Raw genomic sequence first — 19,746 nt, 5'->3', positions numbered from 1 at the left:
ATAAAAAAAGCCTCTCGGGTAAGAGAGGCTTTTTAAGAATAATTTTCAACAGGAATATACTAACGGGTACTGCTCTCACATTTCAGCTCAAACTCCATCTGGTGTTCAGCCGGAGATTGGAATGAACCAAACGCAGCATTCTTAAAAGCTGAGCAAGCTTCTGATACCTTGCCCTGAGCTTTTAGAGCAGTGCCCAATTCAAAGTAGATCTTAGCTAACTCAGTTTTAGCGTTAGTTTCATATTCAAGAGCTTGCCGTGCATGCGAAATAGCCTGATCCCAGTTAGTTTGTTTATTGTGGACTTCAGCCAGTCGGTAATGAGCGGCAGCAGATTCAGAATTATACTCCAGAGCTCGGTTTAACATTTCAACAGCCTGGTCAAAGTTCTTTTGGTCCATTTGCTGTTTACCGCGGTAAACTAGGTTATCATGCGCAGCAGTCGTTGCCTGGCGCACAATCTGTTGATCATTGCCTGCACCACTGCCTACCTCAATCGCCTTATCAAACATTTCCAGCGCCTGGTCCAGGTTCTGGTCATTTTTATTCTTAATAACGATGCCTTTTTGATAATACGCCTTGGCATAGTTTGAATTACGCTCTATCACCTGGTCAAGAGTTGCTATCGCATCATCAAACTGCTGAGACTTGAACTGGATGATAGATTTCGTATATAGCAATTGAGTAACAATTCCAGTCGCTTTCTGGGCTATCTGTCCATTTCCATACTCCTCAGAAATATCAGCTGCCTCTTGGAAAGAATTAATTGTTTCATCAAGATTGGCCATATTCTGGTTTTTCTGGAAGTTTTTGTACTTGCTCGCCGCCATCTGAAAATAGATGGAAGGCAGCTGATTTTGTGAGCGATCAACAATTTCAGGGGCTTTTTCATTATCTGATTCTTCAGCTAATGAAATAGCCTGGTTATACATGTTAATAGCATTCTCAAATTCATTTGCTTTCGCATGTTCCAATGCTTTGTTGAAAGCTGAAATCGCATTTGCATAGTTATCATCCTGTGCAAATACCTGTGAAGAAGCTCCTATCGAAAGGATACCAACCAGTAAAAGTGTTACACTGTATTTTAAAAAATTCATGTTCTCAAATTTTTAGATTGAACGTTCAGGGCGATGAAAAGTAATGAATAAAAAAATTTATTTAAACGTAAAACTCAACTACTTTTAAAATATTGTAATGTATCTACTTGTAAAAAGCTGAAAGCCGGATACCTTTCGTGTATATATTAACACATTTCAACCATCTCACCGGCCAATTGTTCCTGCCATGATGTCTAGAAATTCGGGCTGACCGAATGTTTCTGGTAAAATGAACAGATGATATCAACAGCTTCCAGGTGATCATCCGTCACGTGAAACAGATCGGTATCTTCGGGTGAAATTGTCCCCTCTGACACCATGGTATTTTTAATCCAGTCAACCAGGCCCTTCCAGTATTCTGTGCCTATAAGCACAACGGGAAACCGGGTAATCTTATTGGTTTGAATAAGTGTCATCGCTTCGAAAAACTCATCCAGCGTACCGAATCCACCGGGAAAAACGATAAATCCCTGTGCATATTTCACGAACATCACCTTTCGTGCAAAAAAGTAGTGAAACATGATGGTGTAATCCGGATCTACGAATTCATTAACTCCCTGCTCAAAGGGCAGGTCAATGCCCAGGCCGACAGATTTCGCTTTCTGCTCGCTGGCACCTTTATTGGCTGCTTCCATAATGCCCGGTCCACCACCGGTAATCACACCAAAGCCCTTTTTGGTCATTTCACGCGCTGTTTCCACTGCCTGCATATAATATTTGTCACCGGGGTCGGTTCGTGCGGAGCCAAAAATAGAAACACAGGGTCCAATCCTGAATAGCTTGTCATACCCATCAACAAATTCTCCCATGATTTTAAATACACTCCACAGGTCAGTGTCCCGTTCTTGGTCAAATTGCCTGGGAACCAGACGGGCCTCAGATGAGCTTTTCTTATTATTCTTTCCCATAAAAAATAATCTTATTTTGATTGATTAAATAGCTTTACTGAAATAGTGATCCCCGGGGATGATTCTGCCATTAATGCCGGTTTCAATTCTGTTTTTGCACTGAGATTTTCCGAGACGTCGAATGAGCGCATGTGAGCAAAAATATAGGCATCAAGGACATTCAATCCATAGGCCAATACTATTCCAAGATAACTCAAATCCCTCCTGTTTCGTAACCGGTTCCGGGTATTTAATAACTGGTCTGCATTTACACTTGACGGAATATAATCAGGGGTAGGTCCAAATTTCATATCACTGTGGTTTCTATTGTAGTAGGCCGCCCGGTAATCCCTGTACCGCTGTGTCAGATAGAGGTTATAACCGATTGCACCGCCTATCAGGCCATAAACAATGGGAATTTTCCATGCCTGTTTGTTGACCAGTTGTCCCCAGCCCGGGATAATCATCGACTTATACAACACACTTTTGGGCTCAGGAAAATCCTCGGCAGATTGCTGTTGTGCGGGCTGGGTGGTATCGGACTGAACCGAACTCAGAGGAGATGAAATATCATAGGAATACGGTGAAAAGAGCTGTCGATTTCTGAGATTCTGCAGATAATCCGTATTCTGCGTAGCAGGCTTTGTTTGTGCTGATACCTGACGGACGGGTATCAGTAGGCAAAAGAGAAAAAAGAGACTACATAGATTCGAAAAGCTCGAGAAGCCGGTCCAGATCTTCGTCCGTATAATATTCGATGCGAATTTCTCCGCCATCCTTTTTGGGTTTTATATTTACTTTCGTACTAAACTTACGTCTGAGCCGGTTGGATATTTCGTTGTAGAACGCCCGGTTCTCATCTTTCTTTTTATCTTTGGACTTCTGCTTTTTCTTTTTCCCGATCTGACGGACAGCCTCCTCAATTTGCCGGACAGAATACCCGTTCTCTATCGCCTTTTCAAAAATTTCTTCCTGTACCTCCGGATCTTCTATATTAATCAACGCACGGGCGTGTCCCATTGATATGCTGTCATCGCGCAGTGCTTTCTGGATGAAGGGCGGCAGATTCAACAGCCGCAGCATATTGGTAATGGTTGTACGATTTTTGCCCACTTTTTCAGCTACTTCCGCCTGCGTATAGTCACATTCTTCAATGAGCCGTTCATACCCCATCGCAATTTCAATAGGATTCAGGTCCTCCCGCTGGATATTCTCTATCAGGGCATAGGAGATGATATCCTCGTCATTGACTTCCCGGATGTAGGACGGAATCTCATCAATTCCCGCAAGTTTTGATGCTCGTAACCGGCGCTCACCGCTGATCAGTTCAAACCGCTTGTCCCCGATATAACGAACCGTAATGGGCTGTATAAGGCCATGTTTTTTGATGGACTGCGCCAGCTCTTCCAGGCTTTCCTCCTTAAATTCCTTGCGCGGCTGGTGGGGATTCGGGCGTATGTCACCAACCGGGATGTCCAACACAATGTTAACCCGCTTTTCAGGCTCTATGTAGGTTGATGAGGACTGTTCCCCCTCGGCCTGATCTTTCTCCTTCGGGGGTGCTTCAGCCTCTCCCTCCTCTTTATAATCGGGGAAGAAAGCTCCTAATCCTCGTCCCAATGCTTTTCTAGATGCCATAATCCTATACTTCTAAAACTCTTGCTCTAATTAGCAAAAACCGGGCTGTTTTTGAACATATTTTTATTGCGATGAATAATTTCTCGCGCCAGCGCCAGGTAATTTTTAGCACCTTTGCTCGTAGAATCGTAGAGCAGTGCTGGCTTCCCAAAGCTGGGTGCTTCCGCCAGGCGCACATTGCGAGCAATAATCGCTTCAAACACGCGGTCTTCAAAATATTTTCGAACCTCTTCCGCTACTTGGTCCGACAGCCTTGTACGCGTATCGTACATGGTCAGCAATACTCCTTCAATCTCCAAGTCGGTATTCAGATGCTGACGCACAATCTTAATGGTGTTCAGAAGCTGCCCGAGCCCCTCGAGTGCAAAATATTCACATTGCACCGGAATCACGACCGAATCAGAGGCCGTCAGCGAGTTAATGGTTAAAAGTCCCAGCGATGGCGGACAATCAATAATGATGAAATCATACTTGTCACGCAGTTCGACAATCGCCTTTTCCAAAATCCGTTCTCTCTCATTGCGATCAATCATTTCGATCTCCGCCCCAACCAGGTTGATATGAGAGGGCAACAGATCCAAAAACGGGAGATCGGTCTCGCGCACGGCTTCCGTTGCGTCGACCCCGCCAACCATTACTTCATAAATTGATTTTTCAACGGTTTTCGATTCTATCCCAAGACCGCTGGTGGTATTGCTCTGGGGATCGATATCCAAAATAAGTGTGGGATGCTCAATAGCAGCGAGGCTGGCTGCCAGGTTTATAGCAGTCGTTGTTTTTCCAACTCCACCTTTTTGGTTGGCTATGGAAATTACTTTACCCATGTAAAATTTCTGAATAATGGATTAAACAGGAAGTTTGAAAAAATATAATGTCCAACCTTTAGCTTAACAAAAATACTTATACACATCTTATCAACGATATTCAATAAAACAACCAACACATAAACGTTATCTTAACTCAAGAAATCGCTTTTTATTTTTTGTTGAAGCTAAGGTTAGTATGCAATTGGGATAAAACTTAAGTTTGAAAATGAGCATCAAATTGTTTTAGAAAAATTTTGTTATAGATGCTCACTAATTGGGATGTATGTTTTGTCAAACGCTTCTGCCACATTTTTGTAAACGATGTCACCGTTCACAATATTGACTCCTTTCTTCAGTTCAGGATCATCACATACGGCTTTTTTCCATCCCTTGTTTGCCAGGTTAATGGCATACGGGAGGGTTACGTTCGTCAATCCCAGCGTAGAAGTATTGGGAACAGCTCCCGGCATGTTAGCTACACAATAATGAAGTACATCATCAACAACAAATGTGGGATCATCATGAGTGGTCGGTTTTGAAGTTTCAAAACATCCGCCCTGGTCAATGGCAACATCGACGAGCACAGTGCCCGAGTTCATCATACCAAGCATCTCCCTGGTAACCAGATGCGGAGCCTTGGCTCCAGGCTTTAACACTGCCCCTATGACGAGGTCCACGTGGGGAATCATACGCCTGATGTTGGCCTCCGAAGAGAACATTGTGGAAACATTGTTCGGCATCACGTCATCAAGGTAACGCAGCTTAGAAATATTGATATCCATTATCGTTGTATCGGATCCCATCCCGGCCGTAATTTTAGCGGCATTTACGCCAACAATTCCCCCACCGAGAACCAACGTTTTGGCAGGCGGCACGCCGGGTATGCCCCCCAAAAGCACGCCGCGCCCCCCAAGCGGTTTTTCCAGGTATTTGGCTCCTTCCTGGGCGGCCATTCGTCCGGCAACCTCACTCATCGGGATCAGAAGAGGAAGTGATCCGTCTGACTTTTCCACTGTCTCGTATGCAATGGCAATGCTACCTGAATCTACAACCGCCTCGGTCAGCTGCTGGCTGGCAGCAAAATGAAAGTAGGTAAAAATGACTTGCCCCTCCCTCATCCGGGCATACTCCTCTTTAATCGGCTCCTTGACCTTCATAATCATTTCCGACTGGGCCCACACCTTCTCCACATCCTCTACAATCTGGGCTCCTTCCTGCTGATACAGGTCATCAGGGAAACCGCTGGCCACACCGGCTCCTTTTTGAAGTAGAACCTCGTGCCCGTTTTGGATAAACTGCTTTACTCCACCGGGTAGCAGGGCCACTCTATTTTCATGGGTTTTTATCTCCTTGGGTACTCCGATTTTCATAGCTGACTGTCTTTTTTGCTATTCAATTTTGTGCCCAAGGTAGGTAATTTTTCACAAAAAAGAAGATGTCCGAAAGCCAGAGGATACCCCGTCCGATGTATGGGGAAAGTTACTTAATCATCCAAATTGGTATACTTTTGCAGGCCTTTGTCAGTTATCTTGATGTGCCCGTATAGAAAAGGACCGCCAATAGTTACAATTTCGATATAACCGAGTTCTTCCAAATACTCCAAAAAATTTTTTATCTCAGTGCGATCAAGCTCAAGCTCCCGGTTTACATTTTTCACTGACAGCTTTTTGTTAATATCACCCTCGGAAATTTGGCCTATTTGCTTGAGCACAAGTTTGCTTTTATTACTAAACTCATTACCGATGATCATAGATGCTGATCGCTTTATTGGGTTTCTCTTCCTTCGCTCATTAAAAGAAGAAATGCGTCTCACCAAAACGTTATCCCAATGTTAACGAATTGTTAAAAAATGCAGATCGGAATATTTTCAACTCAGCCTTTTTCCGTTTTAACTTCTGCTTAAATTCTGTGCGCTGGTAAACGATTGGGAGGCAACTATTTGCAGCAAATAAGGCCCACAGAAATAACGTTTAAGTAACGTTACCCCAAATTATTTTGTAAGGATTTGCTCTGAAAGGTATCTATAGGGTGTTAACATTAGTTGAATAGTTTTAACCCTGGTCGCTTGAAAACGGCCGGGGTTATTTTATGTAAGAATGATTAACTTTTATGATATGGAAGACACGAATCAAATAGAGCTATTCCTGGACCTGGAAGATAAAACCAGAAAGGGATTTTCAAAGCTTGTTCCCAAGAGGGAAAGCCGGGACATTAAAAAGCCACCGCGCTATAAAAGTGTTACGCTGCCAGATTGGGTAAAGGAGAAAAGAAATCGGGACACGCCTAATAACTTATGTTATGGATCAAATAACTTGTAATAATTGTGGAGAATCCTTTCCCGAAAACGATTTAGAGGATGAGAATAAATGTCCTCACTGCGGAAAAGATGTTGACCATTATAGCATAAAACCAGACACTGGCTATTATGAGTTAAATCTTCAAGATGTTACATTTTGGCGCTGGATAAAAGAGTATGGGAAAATTGCTAGAATTGTTGGCTATATATTATCGATCTTAGTTTTCACTATTGGTATACTAGATGTGTTCTTTTTAAAGTCAGGAGAGATTTGGGGTTTCATTATATATATTAGCCTTAACAACAGTGTTAAACCACCTTATCAGCTGGTATGAAAAGGAGAGTATCACTTATAAAAAGAGAAAGTTGTAAATTCCCGTTCTAAGCCCCTATCTTTTCCGGTTGTGGGGTTAGCACCTCAATAAATTATTTGCCACCTAGTACCTTGCCCTGCTTTTCGTAGTCGGTAACCATTTCGTCAAACGCTAGCTTGGCCGGGTGTTCCAAGTCCCGGTAGAGCGGCCAGTACTTTTAAGCCATTAACCAATATTAACTAAGTAGTAGAGACTTTATTTTTTCTTCTGCTTAAATTCCTTTTCTTAGAGTTTAATGAAACAAAAATGAGCCTATTCCACTCACTCTTATGATCTCAAAAGAAATCCTGAAAAAAGTTCGTAAGCTGGAAATCCGGACCAAGGGTATGGTCAACAATATCTTTGGCGGGGAATACCAGTCTGTGTTCAAGGGCCGCGGTATGGAATTCTCGGAAGTCCGTGCCTACACTTATGGAGACGATATCCGGCAGATTGACTGGAATGTGACTGCGCGTACCGGGGAACCGTTTATCAAGCTTTTTGAGGAGGAGCGTGAGCAAACCCTGATGCTCTGCGTCGATATTTCGCCCAGCGGCCTTTTTGGCAGCCACGATCAGCGAAAAATGGACCTGGCAATCGAGATTTGCGCTGTGCTTGCCTTCAGTGCCATCAAAAATAATGACAAGGTGGGCATTGTCCTTTTCAGCGACGTCATCGAAAAAGTGGTTCCACCCAAAAAGGGACGGCTGCACGTACTGCGGTTAATCCGGGAGCTCTACACCACCGAACCGAAGGGAACCGGAACAGACCTGAGTGAAGCCCTTTCATATGTCAATCGGTTGCTGAACCGAAGGGCAATTGTTGTGCTGGCAAGTGACTTCCAGGATCGAAATTTTGATAAACAGATCAAAATTACCAGCCGCAAGCACGATCTGGTTAACATCATGATCAATGATGACCTTGAAGAAGAGCTGCCCGACCTGGGACTGGTCCCGCTTAAAGATGCAGAAACCGGATCTGAAGTCCTTGTGGACACCTCTAATAAAAAAGTGAGGGAAGCGTTCAGAAAGAAAAAGGTTAAGGAAAAACTGGCGTTAAAAAATAAATTCCGCCGGTTAAAAATTGACACAATCGATGTCCAAACAAATCGTTCCTACATTCAACCGCTGATGAATTTCTTCCACCGGCGTATGCAGCGCTATTGATCCGATTACGATTCAATTTGGGCTGTTCCTGTTTTTGGATTTCATTTTCCATACTTTCAGACACCTTAATTCGTGTTTCAGCTACAAGAAACTTACATGTAAGTACAGATAAATCTCTATCGATGGTGAAACATAAAATATCAACGTGGTTCCATGCGGCAGTTTTGCTGGTTGTCTTTTGGGTGGCCCACTCCGGTTTGCAGGCGCAGCATGTTACGGAGTATGTGCAGGTCGACTCGCTTACTGTGGGTGATTCCTTCTCATACAAGATAACACTCAACAAGGACCAAGTGTATGACCGCGTGCTGTTTCCAGACTCCTCGAATTTTGGAGATGCTATTGAGATCCGCTCGCGACAACACTTCAAAGTGACTGATTTTAAGGACAGCCTGGTCTACCGCCTGCAATATTTTGGAACAGAAGACACGCAAATTCCCGCTTTGCCGGTTGCATTGTTAGCAGGAAACGACACCACGACCGTATACACCAATCCGGTTTCGATATCCTTTAAATCTGTCCTTCAGTCTGAGGAAGAAGCTTTCCGTCCGTTAAAACCGATCTTCGATTTTGCCCGTGCCTGGTGGCCATACATTGCGGGACTCATCGTGCTGGCACTTTTTGGGTGGTACCTCTACAGGTTGTATCAGCAAAAATCTTTGGAACCCAAACCGGAACCACGGCCCGAATTCCAGCCCACACCGTTTGTGGATCCTCTCGCGCAGCTCGAAAATTCACTTAAACAACTGCGAAGCTTCACCTTCGAGGAGGAAGAGGATTTCAAGCAGTTTTATATCAATCTTGGAGATGCAATTCGCACCTATTTTGAAGACCTCTACAAAATTCCCGCTCTTGAGTCAACCAGCCGCGAAATCATTCAAGCGCTGGAAAGACGAATGGCTGACGAGCGGATGATCAACCAAACCCGCAAGGTGCTGCAGCAAGCTGACATGGTGAAATTTGCCAAATTCCAACCTACGGAAGAACAGGCAGAGGTTTCTCTCTCTGTCGCCGAAGAGTTTGTGAAAGTGGCACGCAATAATGACGGTCCACGTATTGAACAGATGCGCCGCCAGCACCAATCGCGTATGGAAGAGCAGCGCCGGGCCTACGAAGAAGAAACCGAACCTGAATCAAAAGAACTGCAAAACGCATGAGTTGGGCAAATCCGGAATGGTTTTGGCTATTGGCACTGATCCCCATACTGATAGCGCTGCAAATCTGGCGCAGGTATAAGAGGCGGCAGCCAAGTGTCACTTTTTCCGATGTCTCGGGACTCAAGGATCTGCCGGGCAACTGGCGAAGGTATGGCGTCTGGGCCGCTCCCGCCCTGCAATGGTTCGCCTTTGCCCTTATTGTGATGGCTATGGCGCGTCCCCAGCTGCAAAACACTACTGTGGAGCGTAATGCCGAGGGTATAGACATTGTGATGGCGCTCGACATCTCTACCTCCATGAAGGCTGAGGATTTGAAACCAAACCGGTTTGAAGCTGCTCGGAATGTGGCTATCGACTTCATTGACAAGCGTTTGTCTGACCGGATTGGACTGGTCGCATTTGCCCGAAAGAGTTTTACGGTTGTCCCTCCTACACTAGACTACGAACTGCTAAAACGACTACTCAATGACGTACAAATGGGTATTGTGGAGGACGGGACGGCGATTGGAATGGGCATTGCCACCGCTGTCAATCGACTCAAAGAAAGTGAAGCGGAAAGCAAGGTCGTTATACTGCTTACCGACGGGCAGAACAACTCTGGTGAAATAGATCCCGTTACAGCGGCCGACCTGGCAGTTTCCTATGGCATAAAAATTTACACGATTGGAGCTGGCACGAGAGGCACGGCCCCCTACCCTGTCCAGGACCCGGTGTTTGGCACCCGATACCAGAATGTGAAAGTGGATATTGATGAGGAGATGCTCACCCGCATTGCCAACATGACTGATGGCGAGTATTTCAGGGCTACCAATACCGAACGACTACAGGAAATCTACGAACGTATTGATGAGCTAGAAAAAACAGAAATCGAGGAGATCATTTATACCGACTACCAGGATTTGTATTTACGTTTTCTGATCCCAGCATTTTGTCTTCTGTTACTCGGCATAGCCTGTGATAAATTCTTTTTTAGAACGGAACTGGCCTGATTCCAAACTCGGCTGGACTGTCACTCCTCTTGTTCTTCTTCCTCTATTGTGAACTTGATTGATCTATTTACCTCTCGGTCGGTCCCCGGCTCCATTACGGTTAATTCAAGTTCGTAGTCCCCTGCTTCAAACGGCGAAGTATCAATCTCTAGATTTTCTCTGTACTGCGCGGCTCGTGATTCAAAATTCAGTGAAAGCCGGACCTGATCTCTTTTTGTAAAAATACGCTTGAAGAAACCGACCTTTTCAGTGGCAACATATTCAATCTGGAACGGCTCAGGGGCTGCTTGTTCTCCCCCCAGGTTATAGACTTCAAAATGAACAACAAGGTTTTCTCCCTGGTCGATCGTAGCATCCGGCTCTACCCGGAACCCAAACGGTAGTTTTTTGTCGTTTTCCTGCTGTCTTACCCCTACAATCAGGTCTCCCATCTGCAACTCAGTGTCTTCCACCGAAATTGGTTCCTGCTGCTCAAGCGTCATGTTACCGAATGCCCGCACATTTTCTTTAAATACACTTCTGCCGATCCGGCTGCTGTCTTTGTTGTTATGCTGAAGTTGAATCGCAATCTTTTGACTGGTTGGATCTGAAAAGTTAGGTACCCTGAAGTAGGTAATCTCGTCCGGCATGTGATCGACGTTGCCATAAAAATCCTGAACCCCGCGCAAAGGCTGAGGGGCAACGCTTTGCTTGAAAAGAATGTCATCCTCTTCATTGATACCCATAATCGTGCCGGTTAAATGGTATGAGGATATATTGAACTCCCGCTCCTGCAGCTGATCGACGAAATACGCCCTGTAGGGATTGCTTAGTACAAATGTAGCCAGGTAAGGTTCATTGTCTTCATCGAGCAGGCTGTACTGGTGCACATCCATCGGGATTTCGGGAAATTCCTTATTGAGTGTTGATCGCTCTTGTGGAGCCCTCATTCGGGCCTGCATCAGCCTGTTTTCATTCTGATACTTCAGCTGCCGGGAATCCCATTTATTTACCCCCTGCATGTTGTATAACTTGGACTCCAGCTCTTGGTAGGCCCGCTCAAAATAGTTGTCTACAGTAACCAGGTTTTGATAATACATCATCTGCAGGAAAAATGACGGGGGCACCCCCATCTGGCTTCCCGCCGTCCGGAAAGCAGAGTTGGGCATCATTTCCTCCACTGAACGAAGCATGCTAAACTGACCCGTATCTCCATCATCCCCAAATACAAAAATGAGTGGCGTAAAATTATTCTGAACCACATCCTGGTACACCCAAATCTCATAAGACGGGTAGTTGTGCTGGAACCGCACCCTGCGTTCATATTCCATTATTTGACTTCTTTTCTGCATGATTTGGCTCCGTAGAATCTGCCGCGCCGTGGCCTGGGAAACGGAGTCGTTACCACTGGGCAAGGGACCAACATCGGCATAACTTATTTGAAAGGCCTGCTGTATCCAGGATTGAACAAGACCCGAGCTAAAATTGAACAGTCCATCTCTGATCCGGTCCGGGGAGCCATATTTGACATAAACTTCCGCTCGCTCATCGGCATCATAAACCGAGACACCATTTCGGCTGAAATGCTCTCTTCCATACGCTATTCGCCTCCAGTGTTCAATAAGTCGCTCATTGTAGCGGGTGGTTGTCGTGGGATCATTTAGCTCCCAAAAATGAATTATTGCCCGTCCCAGCTCTTTAAAATCCTCATCTTTGAGAAGGTCTCTCCACTTTTTATACTGGTCACGGTTTGCAATAGGCTGTAACCGTTTTATTTCTTTAGATAATGCATCCTCAAAGATGGGATCATCGGGATTGGAGTAGCCCCAGTAGTACATCTCCACTGCTCGTTCATACTCCTCTTTAAGCTCCAGCTCGGTAACTAGTTCAATATAAGATGTGCCAATACGGGGATCCGTGATTCCATAATTGGAACGCTGGGCCTCTCCACTCCACAGTTCCAATGCCTGATCCTGGCTTCCTTCCTCTATCGCTCGTTTACCTTCCTCCAGAATTGCCTCGTAAACATCGATAGATTGAGCCGTTACAGGGGGGTAACCTATAGAGAGAAGCAAAAGAAATATTATGAGGCTTCTTCCCCGCATAGTAATAGTTTTAAAGTAGTAAAAGGCTACTCACCTACTATTTACCACCTTTATATATAATATTAATTTGGACTTAAGTACAAATCTATTTGTATTTTTTTACGTTGATAGACATCTCTTCTAACAACAAAAAGTACCCGTTTCCTGTTTCAGAAATGGAAAGAAAAAATATCATGTTACAATGGTCTGTTTGTCTTTGAACTGTTATTTTCCAGCGCTCCTTTTTAATAGATTTACCACATGGTTTTAAACAACATTTCAAACACTTTCCACAAGGCGATCCCGTGGAGTAGGCTTCGGGATCAAATAAAACAAAAAAACACCATCTTCCTGGATCATTTTGTAGGGTCTACCTCGTCCCTGATGGTCCATCAGCTCTCCAAAGAGTATGATGAAATCATCGCTATCTCAGCTGATTTTGAGTCGGCACAGTTCCTGAAATCTGATCTGGAGGAGCTCGAATCCCGAAATCCCCTGCTCTTCCCTCCCACCAACCACAAACCATACGATCAGCAGCAGATAATAGACAGCGGACTGATGGTGCAGCGGTCGGAAGTACTGGAAAAAATCCAGACCTCCGATCGTTTTGTGACGGTCACCTCCTCGAGCGCTCTTTTTGAAAAAATTGCTGCGCCGGAGACCTTTTCCGCGGCTTCCATCGCTATTAACAAAGGAGATGAGGTTGACTTTGAAAAGCTCAAAGAAGAGCTGGTCGACCAGGAATACAAGCACGTAAAGTTTGTGGATGAACCGGGTGAGTTTGCCTCCCGCGGCGGCATTGTGGATATCTTTCCCTATTCAGGGGAATACCCGATCCGGCTGGAGTTTTTTGGGGATGAAGTCGATTCCATCCGGCAGTTTGACCCCGATTCCCAACGCTCTATCTCGCACCTGAATACAGTTCGAATTGTACCGGATGCAACAAATTTAACGGTTGGCCACAAGGAGAGCCTGCTCACCTATTTTGATAACGACACGTTGTTCCTGTTCTTCAATCAAAGCCTGATTCGGTCTGACATCGGGGAGCGTTTTAAAAAGGCAGAAACGGCCTACCAGGAGCTGGAAGACCAGGATGAGTTCCCCGAACCGGGCAAGGCATTTCTCTCTGCTGAGGAATTTGATGAAGGGATTGCAGGCAAGGCAGCTATACATTTCGGCGGCTTTTCATCACAAAAAAACATCGACTGGGATTTCCGCCTGAATGCAACTCCCCAACCCGATTTCAATGGAAGCATCAAACTGCTGAAAGAAAATATCCGGGATCTCACCAGCGAGGGGATCCAAACCTATATTCTGTGTGATAACGAGGGGCAGCGCGACCGCTTTGCAGAACTGCTTGATGACCCTGATGACGACTTCCGGTACACGCTTGCAGTCAACACCCTGCACCAGGGATTCATCCTGAAAGATCAGGAAATCGCGGTTTATACCGACCACCAGATCTTTAACCGCTACCATCGCCCAAAAATGAAAAAACGTCGTTATCACGGCGGCATTTCGTTTAAGGAGTTGCGTGACCTGAGCGTCGGTGATTATGTGGTGCATGTGGACTACGGTATTGGCAAGTTTGCGGGTTTCCGGAAGATTAAGATCAAAGGCGTTGAACAGGAATCGGTGGTCCTGAAATACAAAGAGGATTCGGTGCTCTATGTCAACGTATCCAGCCTGCACAAGCTGCAGAAATATTCCGGTAAAGAGGGTACGAAGCCGCGCATTTCCAAGCTTGGATCGGGCAGATGGGCACGTAAAAAGGCACAAACCAAGAAAAAGGTCAAGGACATTGCCCGCGACCTGATCAAGTTGTACGCCGAGCGGAAGTCGAAAGATGGCTACGAGTTTTCGCCGGACACCTCCTGGCAAACTGAGCTGGAGGCGCGATTTGAGTACGAGGAGACGCCTGACCAGATGGAGTCGATCAAGGCGGTTAAAAAGGATATGGAATCCAGCACGCCGATGGACCGGCTGGTGTGCGGCGATGTGGGCTTTGGTAAAACAGAAGTAGCACTGCGGGCGGCATTCAAAGCGGTCAACGATCACAAGCAGGTGGCCATACTTGTACCCACCACCATCCTGGCGGAGCAGCACTACAACACCTTCAGCGAGCGGATGAAACATTTCCCGGTAGAGGTGGATATGCTTTCCCGCTTCCGAACCTCCAAAGAGCAGAAAGAAACCATTAATAAACTTGAGGAGGGCAAAGTCGATATTATCATAGGCACACACCGAATTACCTCCAAGGATATCAAGTTCAAAGAGCTGGGGCTGCTGATTGTTGATGAGGAGCAACGGTTTGGGGTGTCTGCCAAGGAGAAGCTTAAGGAGTATCGCGCTACGGTGGATGTGCTTACCCTTACCGCGACGCCCATCCCGAGAACGCTGCAATTTTCACTGATGGGGGCTCGGGACCTGAGCATCATCAATACCCCGCCGCCCAATCGCCAACCAGTGCGTACCGAAATTCACAGCTTCAACGAAGAGTTAATCAGTGACGCCATCCGCCAGGAGATGTCGCGTGGCGGACAGGTTTTCTTCATCCACAACCGGGTAAAAAATATTGAGGAGATCGCCGAAATGGTGCGGCGACTGGTTCCCGATGTGCGCGTTCGTTTTGCCCACGGCCAGATGGCGTCCAGCAAGCTGGAAAAAATCATCGCCGACTTTTATCACCACAAATTTGATGTGCTTGTTTCGACGAACATCGTTGAGAACGGCATTGACATTTCAAACGCCAACACCATGATTATCAATCGTGCCGATCATTTTGGAATGGCCGAGCTGCACCAGTTGCGTGGACGCGTGGGGCGATCCAACCGAAAAGCATTTTGCTACCTGATCACCCCGCCGGTCGAGACCCTCACGGATGAGGCCCGCAAACGTCTGTTGGCTCTTGAAGAGTTCTCCGACCTCGGGGCTGGATTTAACCTGGCGATGCGCGACCTCGACATCCGCGGCGCCGGGGACATCCTGGGGGCTGAGCAGAGTGGTTTTATCAATGATGTAGGTTTTGACCTGTACCACAAAATCCTTAACGATGCCATTAAAGAGCTCAAAAAAGAGGAGTTCAGCGATGTATTTGAGGACGTTGAAGTGGAAACCGAGCTGCCGGAAACCACAGTCGAGTTTGATGTGGCTGCCCTGCTGCCCAGTCGCTATATCTCTGACAACATTGAGCGATTGAATCTCTACCGAAAGCTAGCACAAGCTACCAAAGAGGAAGAGATAGACGACTGGGAGGAAGAGGTGCGCGATCGCTTCGGGCCGATTCCCGAAGAGGGACAACACCTTATTACAGCGGCTAAAATCAAGCTGTTTGCCTCTCACAACTTCATTACAAAAGTGACGGTTCGATCGAACCGGATGTGGCTTAAATGTCCGAAGAACAGCTCTGAACTGGGAGAGGAGTTTTACGGCAACAAGTTCCAGCCACTGCTCAAAGCACTGCAGGAGCACGCTGCCGATCGCATGAAGGTGATCCAAAAAGATGAACGGGTCCGGTTTGTTATCCACGATATTGCTGATATCAAGGCTGCGGCTACCTTCCTGAAGATGCTAAAAGAAGCTACTGTGGATGAAGACGAAAAAGTGGTGGTCAGCTAAAAATTATTGGTCAGCATATACCTAGCCGGAAATTCCTTTAAAACTTTTTATCCCTCTGTGCACACTTTGTGTAACTTTGAGCTATAATAAAGTGAATCACCCAAAAATTACAAGCTTCCCAAAAGGATGAATGTTTCCATAGAAAAGGCGATCGAACTTCTGGAAAGTGGTGAGCCTGTAGCTTTTCCCACAGAGACGGTATATGGTTTGGGAGCAGATGCCTGGAATCCCGGGGCCATAAAAAAAGTATTTGAGATCAAAGGCCGTCCATCTGACAACCCTTTGATTGTGCACATCGCTTCCAAGGCGATGGTGAATGATTTTGCTACTGAAATCCCGGAAGCCGCCGTAAAGCTGATGGATGCCTGCTGGCCGGGGCCGTTGACCCTTATTTTCAGGAAAAAGCCGGAAGTACTTGATCTCATCACTGCGGGACTTGACACTGTTGCACTCCGCTGGCCCAGCCATGCCCTGGCACAAGAACTTATCTTTCGCGCCGGACCGCTGGTGGCTCCCAGTGCCAACACGTCCGGGCGACCCAGCCCCACCAAGGCCTCTCATGTTACGGAAGACTTCGGCAATGATTTCCCAGTTATTGACGGCGGAGCAACCCAGATCGGGCTGGAATCTACGGTGCTGGATATTTCCGAACAACCCTTTCGCATCTACCGTCCCGGCTTTATTGACAAGAGTAAAATTGAGAAGATTACCGGGGAAGAAGTCATCCTTCAAAAAAAGAACACCAGCGGGCAGGAAACGCGCAGCCCCGGGACTAAATATTCCCATTATGCGCCAGAGGCAGTCGTTCGCTGGCTGGAAGAGGGAGAAACTCCCGACCAAAAAAATGCCCTTTATCTGCTTCATTCCCTGGAGGGAAAAGAGGACGAACATCACATCCACTACCACCAAAACTTTCAGCAGATGGCGAGCGAGCTTTATGACCGCTTTCGTCAGGCCGATCACCAGCAGTTAGATACCATAATTATTGAACCTTTTGACGAACGGGCACGAAAGGAACACCCAATTACTGAAGCGTTATTAAATCGAATTACAAAAGCGGTGGGAGGTTAAGAATTGTCTCGATTTAATCTTATATCTACTATCTTTACCCTATCAATGGCATTTTCCCTGCTATATGGATCGGAAACATATAGTAATATGGTTTGGTAGCATATAGTAATATGGGTATGATCCATATAGTTATCTGGATACAATTCACATAGTAAGGAAAATTCAAATTTCATTACTATGTGAATCAGAATTACATAGTAATGTGAATTGGATTAACATAACGTGAGTTCGACATAAACAGTCTTTACGATTTGCTTTTACCACTAACCTTCCAGCTGCCAAAAACCGGTCGCTGGCCGGCATTTAGCAGCATTCCGGGTAGCCCGAGGATCTATTCCAGCAATTGCTCGCTTCTGTCCGCTCTGCGGCGGAAGCCCCTCTGACGCTCCGCGTCTCTGTGGCACCATAGGTATACTGGACGCGGAGCGTCCCAACAGGTCCCAACGCAGAGCATTGGGACCAAGCGTGTGTTATTAATAAGAAATCGTATATCGAACTAACGTTAAAATAGTAACTGTCATCGCCGGATTGTTCCCGATGGTCACTTAATCCCTCTCAATGACAGGTTATATCTCGAATTGACGTTAACATAGTAATGAGAAGGTGATCCACATAGTAATGAAAATCACCTTTGCATAGTATAGAGAATTGGATTCAGCTAGTTAGAAAATTTTGCTCATCCATAGCGCGGGAATTAATTCCCGCGCTATGGATAAAGCCTTACTATCCTGTGGCCTTTTATTCATTCCATAAGTAATTCTGACATCCCGGTTATTAGGTAAATACTTGAAAGGGAGGATCTCTCCTGCTGGTCGAGATGACGATGAGGTGAAACAACTTGGTTGTTGATCGCTCCCCAGCATCAATATCCTACATTTAACCGTCATTTCGAGTGGAGCCTGCGTAGCGAGAAATCTTCCATTGAAAAAGATAAACTTCTTGGAACCAGGGCCTGTTAACACTAAAAAACTGTTTATTATAAACAACATATGTCCACTAAAGATGAGCTAAGATCTAAAATTTGGCAACTGATGGAAGAGCGGGAAGCAGGGGCTTTCCCATTTCCTTTAAAAGGGCGTATCCCCAATTTCAAGGGTTCCCACGATGCCGCGCGCAAGGTGCGTGAACTGGAGGAGTGGCAACGGGCAAAAACAGTTAAAGCCAATCCCGATGCCCCACAGCTTAAAGTACGTGAACTTGCTTTAGTCGACGGCAAGCGACTTTTTATGGCTGTTCCACGGCTGCGTGATCAACACCCCTTTCGCGAAATAATACCTCCGGGTAATACCAAGCCGAGGAAAGCGGTATCTATCAAGGGCAGCCAAAAATATGGAAAGCCAAGGAGTATGGAAGAACTGCCCGAAATTGATCTTATCATTACTGGTTCTGTGGCTGTACACCGGGATAGGAGGCGGCTGGGCAAAGGGGGCGGCTATTCCGACATCGAGTTTGCGCTGGCACAAGAGCATGGCAAGATCACAGAGCGCACCACTATCGTCACTACCGTGCACCCTCTGCAGGTTGCCGAGGAGGAGATCCCGTTTGAGGACCACGATATCCCATTGGATTATATTATCACCCCTGAAGAAATTATTGAGACCAAAACAGGCTACCAACGCCCAATAGGTATATTACCAGAAATACTTTCAGATTCGTATCGTGAGGAGATTCCGGTGTTGAAGCAAATGCTAAGTAACTAAAATAGATAAGTTCGGATTATAGCTGTTTCCACGGTCCAGGGTCCCCATGAATTCTGGATTCAGAATCACTGTTGCCCGTTTAAAATTTTTTTAAGTTGCCCTACTTCTCATTCCTGTTGTTCATTTTTTCATTGAAGAAAATCCGCCGGGAGTCGGACTGAAGAACTATGAACCAAAAAAATTCACCGGCTGGGGTAAACTTGACCTGAAGGGCTCTTTGATACGCTAAAAAAATCACAGATTTTTTCTTAACGCTTCACTCCGATTCTTTCCGGGCGGTCAACTTTACCAAGGCCGGATGCCAGAAGCTGGGCTTTGTGAGTGAAGCTTATTTATATAAGGGCATATTGAATTCCATTCCAAAAACGGCATGCTAATGAACTTGAATGCCATCTTTTTGCCTGACAGGTTATTTTTCCCGGACACTTATGATTCAGAATTCTGAATTCAGTAAAGTAGTATTTCACTCATCGGAATTGTGTTTACATTTTTTGCATCTAAACCCTGCAGTGTTACATTACCTTAAACGTAGTAAAAATAATTTTTCGGGATGTCGTACAATCAAAAGCTGGAAGATCGGATTGATCATCACCTCATCGATAACGAAAAGCTTATTAAAAACAAGAACCTCGGCTGGGTGGGATGGCTTCTGAATGGCAATATGTGTTTCGGTATTTTTGATGAACTGCTCATTGTCAGGCTAAGCTCCCCCCTTGCAAATTCCATAGTGAAGAAACGGGGAATCGAATTTTTCAGGCAAGCAGACCAGACAACTGGCAAAATTCTCTCAATTTCCTCTCGGATTTACAGCAACAATAAGGCATTGCATAAATTCATTGAAGAGAGTATTAAATTTACCTCCACCCTGCCACCCAAAGAAGCAGATCAGTGGACGAACCATCTGCAATAAC

The 19,746-nt window shown here is 45.7% G+C and carries 16 protein-coding genes; 8 read left to right on the top strand and 8 right to left on the bottom strand.

Features of this window, described 5'->3' with window-relative positions; genetic code table 11:
• Positions 1–59: 59 nt before the first annotated feature.
• The 7 genes from NC796_RS03395 to NC796_RS03365 form a co-directional block, all read right to left on the bottom strand.
• On the bottom strand, positions 60–1,094 hold the full coding sequence (locus NC796_RS03395) for a tetratricopeptide repeat protein (protein WP_310682152.1): 1,035 nt from the start codon (positions 1,092–1,094) through the stop codon (positions 60–62).
• A 194-nt stretch (positions 1,095–1,288) separates the two neighbouring features.
• Positions 1,289–2,002, bottom strand: a complete 714-nt coding sequence (locus NC796_RS03390) for a TIGR00730 family Rossman fold protein (RefSeq protein ID WP_310682151.1) — start codon at positions 2,000–2,002, stop codon at positions 1,289–1,291.
• 11 nt (positions 2,003–2,013) lie between these two features.
• Positions 2,014–2,757, bottom strand: coding sequence for a DUF5683 domain-containing protein (locus NC796_RS03385; RefSeq protein WP_310682149.1), 744 nt, complete (start codon positions 2,755–2,757; stop codon positions 2,014–2,016).
• Positions 2,681–3,619, bottom strand: coding sequence for a ParB/RepB/Spo0J family partition protein (locus NC796_RS03380; RefSeq protein WP_310682147.1), 939 nt, complete (start codon positions 3,617–3,619; stop codon positions 2,681–2,683). Before NC796_RS03380 ends, NC796_RS03385 begins: the two co-directional genes overlap by 77 nt.
• 26 nt (positions 3,620–3,645) lie before the next feature.
• Positions 3,646–4,443, bottom strand: coding sequence for an AAA family ATPase (locus tag NC796_RS03375; protein ID WP_310682145.1), 798 nt, complete (start codon positions 4,441–4,443; stop codon positions 3,646–3,648).
• Positions 4,444–4,682: 239 nt separating this feature from the next.
• Positions 4,683–5,795, bottom strand: coding sequence for an alanine dehydrogenase (gene ald, locus NC796_RS03370; protein ID WP_310682143.1), 1,113 nt, complete (start codon positions 5,793–5,795; stop codon positions 4,683–4,685).
• Positions 5,796–5,908: 113 nt separating this feature from the next.
• Positions 5,909–6,175: a hypothetical protein gene (locus tag NC796_RS03365; protein WP_310682142.1), complete on the bottom strand. Its 267-nt coding sequence runs from the start codon at positions 6,173–6,175 to the stop codon at positions 5,909–5,911.
• A 548-nt stretch (positions 6,176–6,723) separates the two neighbouring features.
• Between NC796_RS03365 and NC796_RS03360 the strand changes: the two genes are divergently transcribed.
• The 4 genes from NC796_RS03360 (at position 6,724) to NC796_RS03345 (ending at position 10,383) form a co-directional block, all read left to right on the top strand.
• Entirely contained in the window at positions 6,724–7,056 is a 333-nt protein-coding gene (locus NC796_RS03360; protein WP_310682141.1) for a hypothetical protein, read from the top strand.
• 308 nt (positions 7,057–7,364) lie between these two features.
• Positions 7,365–8,240 carry a DUF58 domain-containing protein gene (locus NC796_RS03355; protein ID WP_310682140.1) on the top strand — a complete coding sequence of 292 codons (876 nt, stop codon included), beginning with the start codon at positions 7,365–7,367 and terminating at the stop codon, positions 8,238–8,240.
• A gap of 122 nt (positions 8,241–8,362) precedes the next feature.
• Positions 8,363–9,394, top strand: a complete 1,032-nt coding sequence (locus NC796_RS03350) for a hypothetical protein (protein ID WP_310682139.1) — start codon at positions 8,363–8,365, stop codon at positions 9,392–9,394.
• A complete protein-coding gene (locus tag NC796_RS03345; RefSeq protein ID WP_310682138.1) occupies positions 9,391–10,383 on the top strand; it encodes a VWA domain-containing protein in 993 nt (330 codons plus the stop codon). Before NC796_RS03350 ends, NC796_RS03345 begins: the two co-directional genes overlap by 4 nt.
• 20 nt (positions 10,384–10,403) lie before the next feature.
• On the opposite strand, the gene NC796_RS03340 is transcribed toward NC796_RS03345, so the two are convergent.
• On the bottom strand, positions 10,404–12,467 hold the full coding sequence (locus tag NC796_RS03340) for a GWxTD domain-containing protein (protein ID WP_310682137.1): 2,064 nt from the start codon (positions 12,465–12,467) through the stop codon (positions 10,404–10,406).
• Positions 12,468–12,707: 240 nt separating this feature from the next.
• Here NC796_RS03340 and mfd point away from each other — a divergent pair, with 240 nt between their 5' ends.
• The 4 genes from mfd to NC796_RS03320 all read left to right on the top strand — a co-directional run bounded on the left by mfd (position 12,708) and on the right by NC796_RS03320 (position 19,745).
• Entirely contained in the window at positions 12,708–16,064 is a 3,357-nt protein-coding gene (mfd, locus tag NC796_RS03335) for a transcription-repair coupling factor (RefSeq protein WP_310682135.1), read from the top strand.
• A gap of 126 nt (positions 16,065–16,190) precedes the next feature.
• Complete coding sequence (locus NC796_RS03330; protein WP_310682133.1) at positions 16,191–17,135, top strand: L-threonylcarbamoyladenylate synthase; 945 nt, start codon at positions 16,191–16,193, stop codon at positions 17,133–17,135.
• Positions 17,136–18,124: 989 nt separating this feature from the next.
• The gene (locus tag NC796_RS03325) at positions 18,125–18,835 is read left to right on the top strand and encodes a 5-formyltetrahydrofolate cyclo-ligase (protein ID WP_310682131.1); all 711 of its coding nucleotides are present in this window, start codon (positions 18,125–18,127) and stop codon (positions 18,833–18,835) included.
• A gap of 550 nt (positions 18,836–19,385) precedes the next feature.
• Complete coding sequence (locus NC796_RS03320) at positions 19,386–19,745, top strand: hypothetical protein (protein WP_310682129.1); 360 nt, start codon at positions 19,386–19,388, stop codon at positions 19,743–19,745.
• Position 19,746: the final 1 nt, after the last annotated feature.

Source organism: Aliifodinibius sp. S!AR15-10 (assembly GCF_031569985.1).
Taxonomy (GTDB): Bacteria; Bacteroidota; Rhodothermia; order Balneolales; family Balneolaceae; genus JAMQKA01.
Note: the sequence above shows the minus strand (reverse complement) of the source record. Positions and strands in the feature narration are given on the sequence as shown.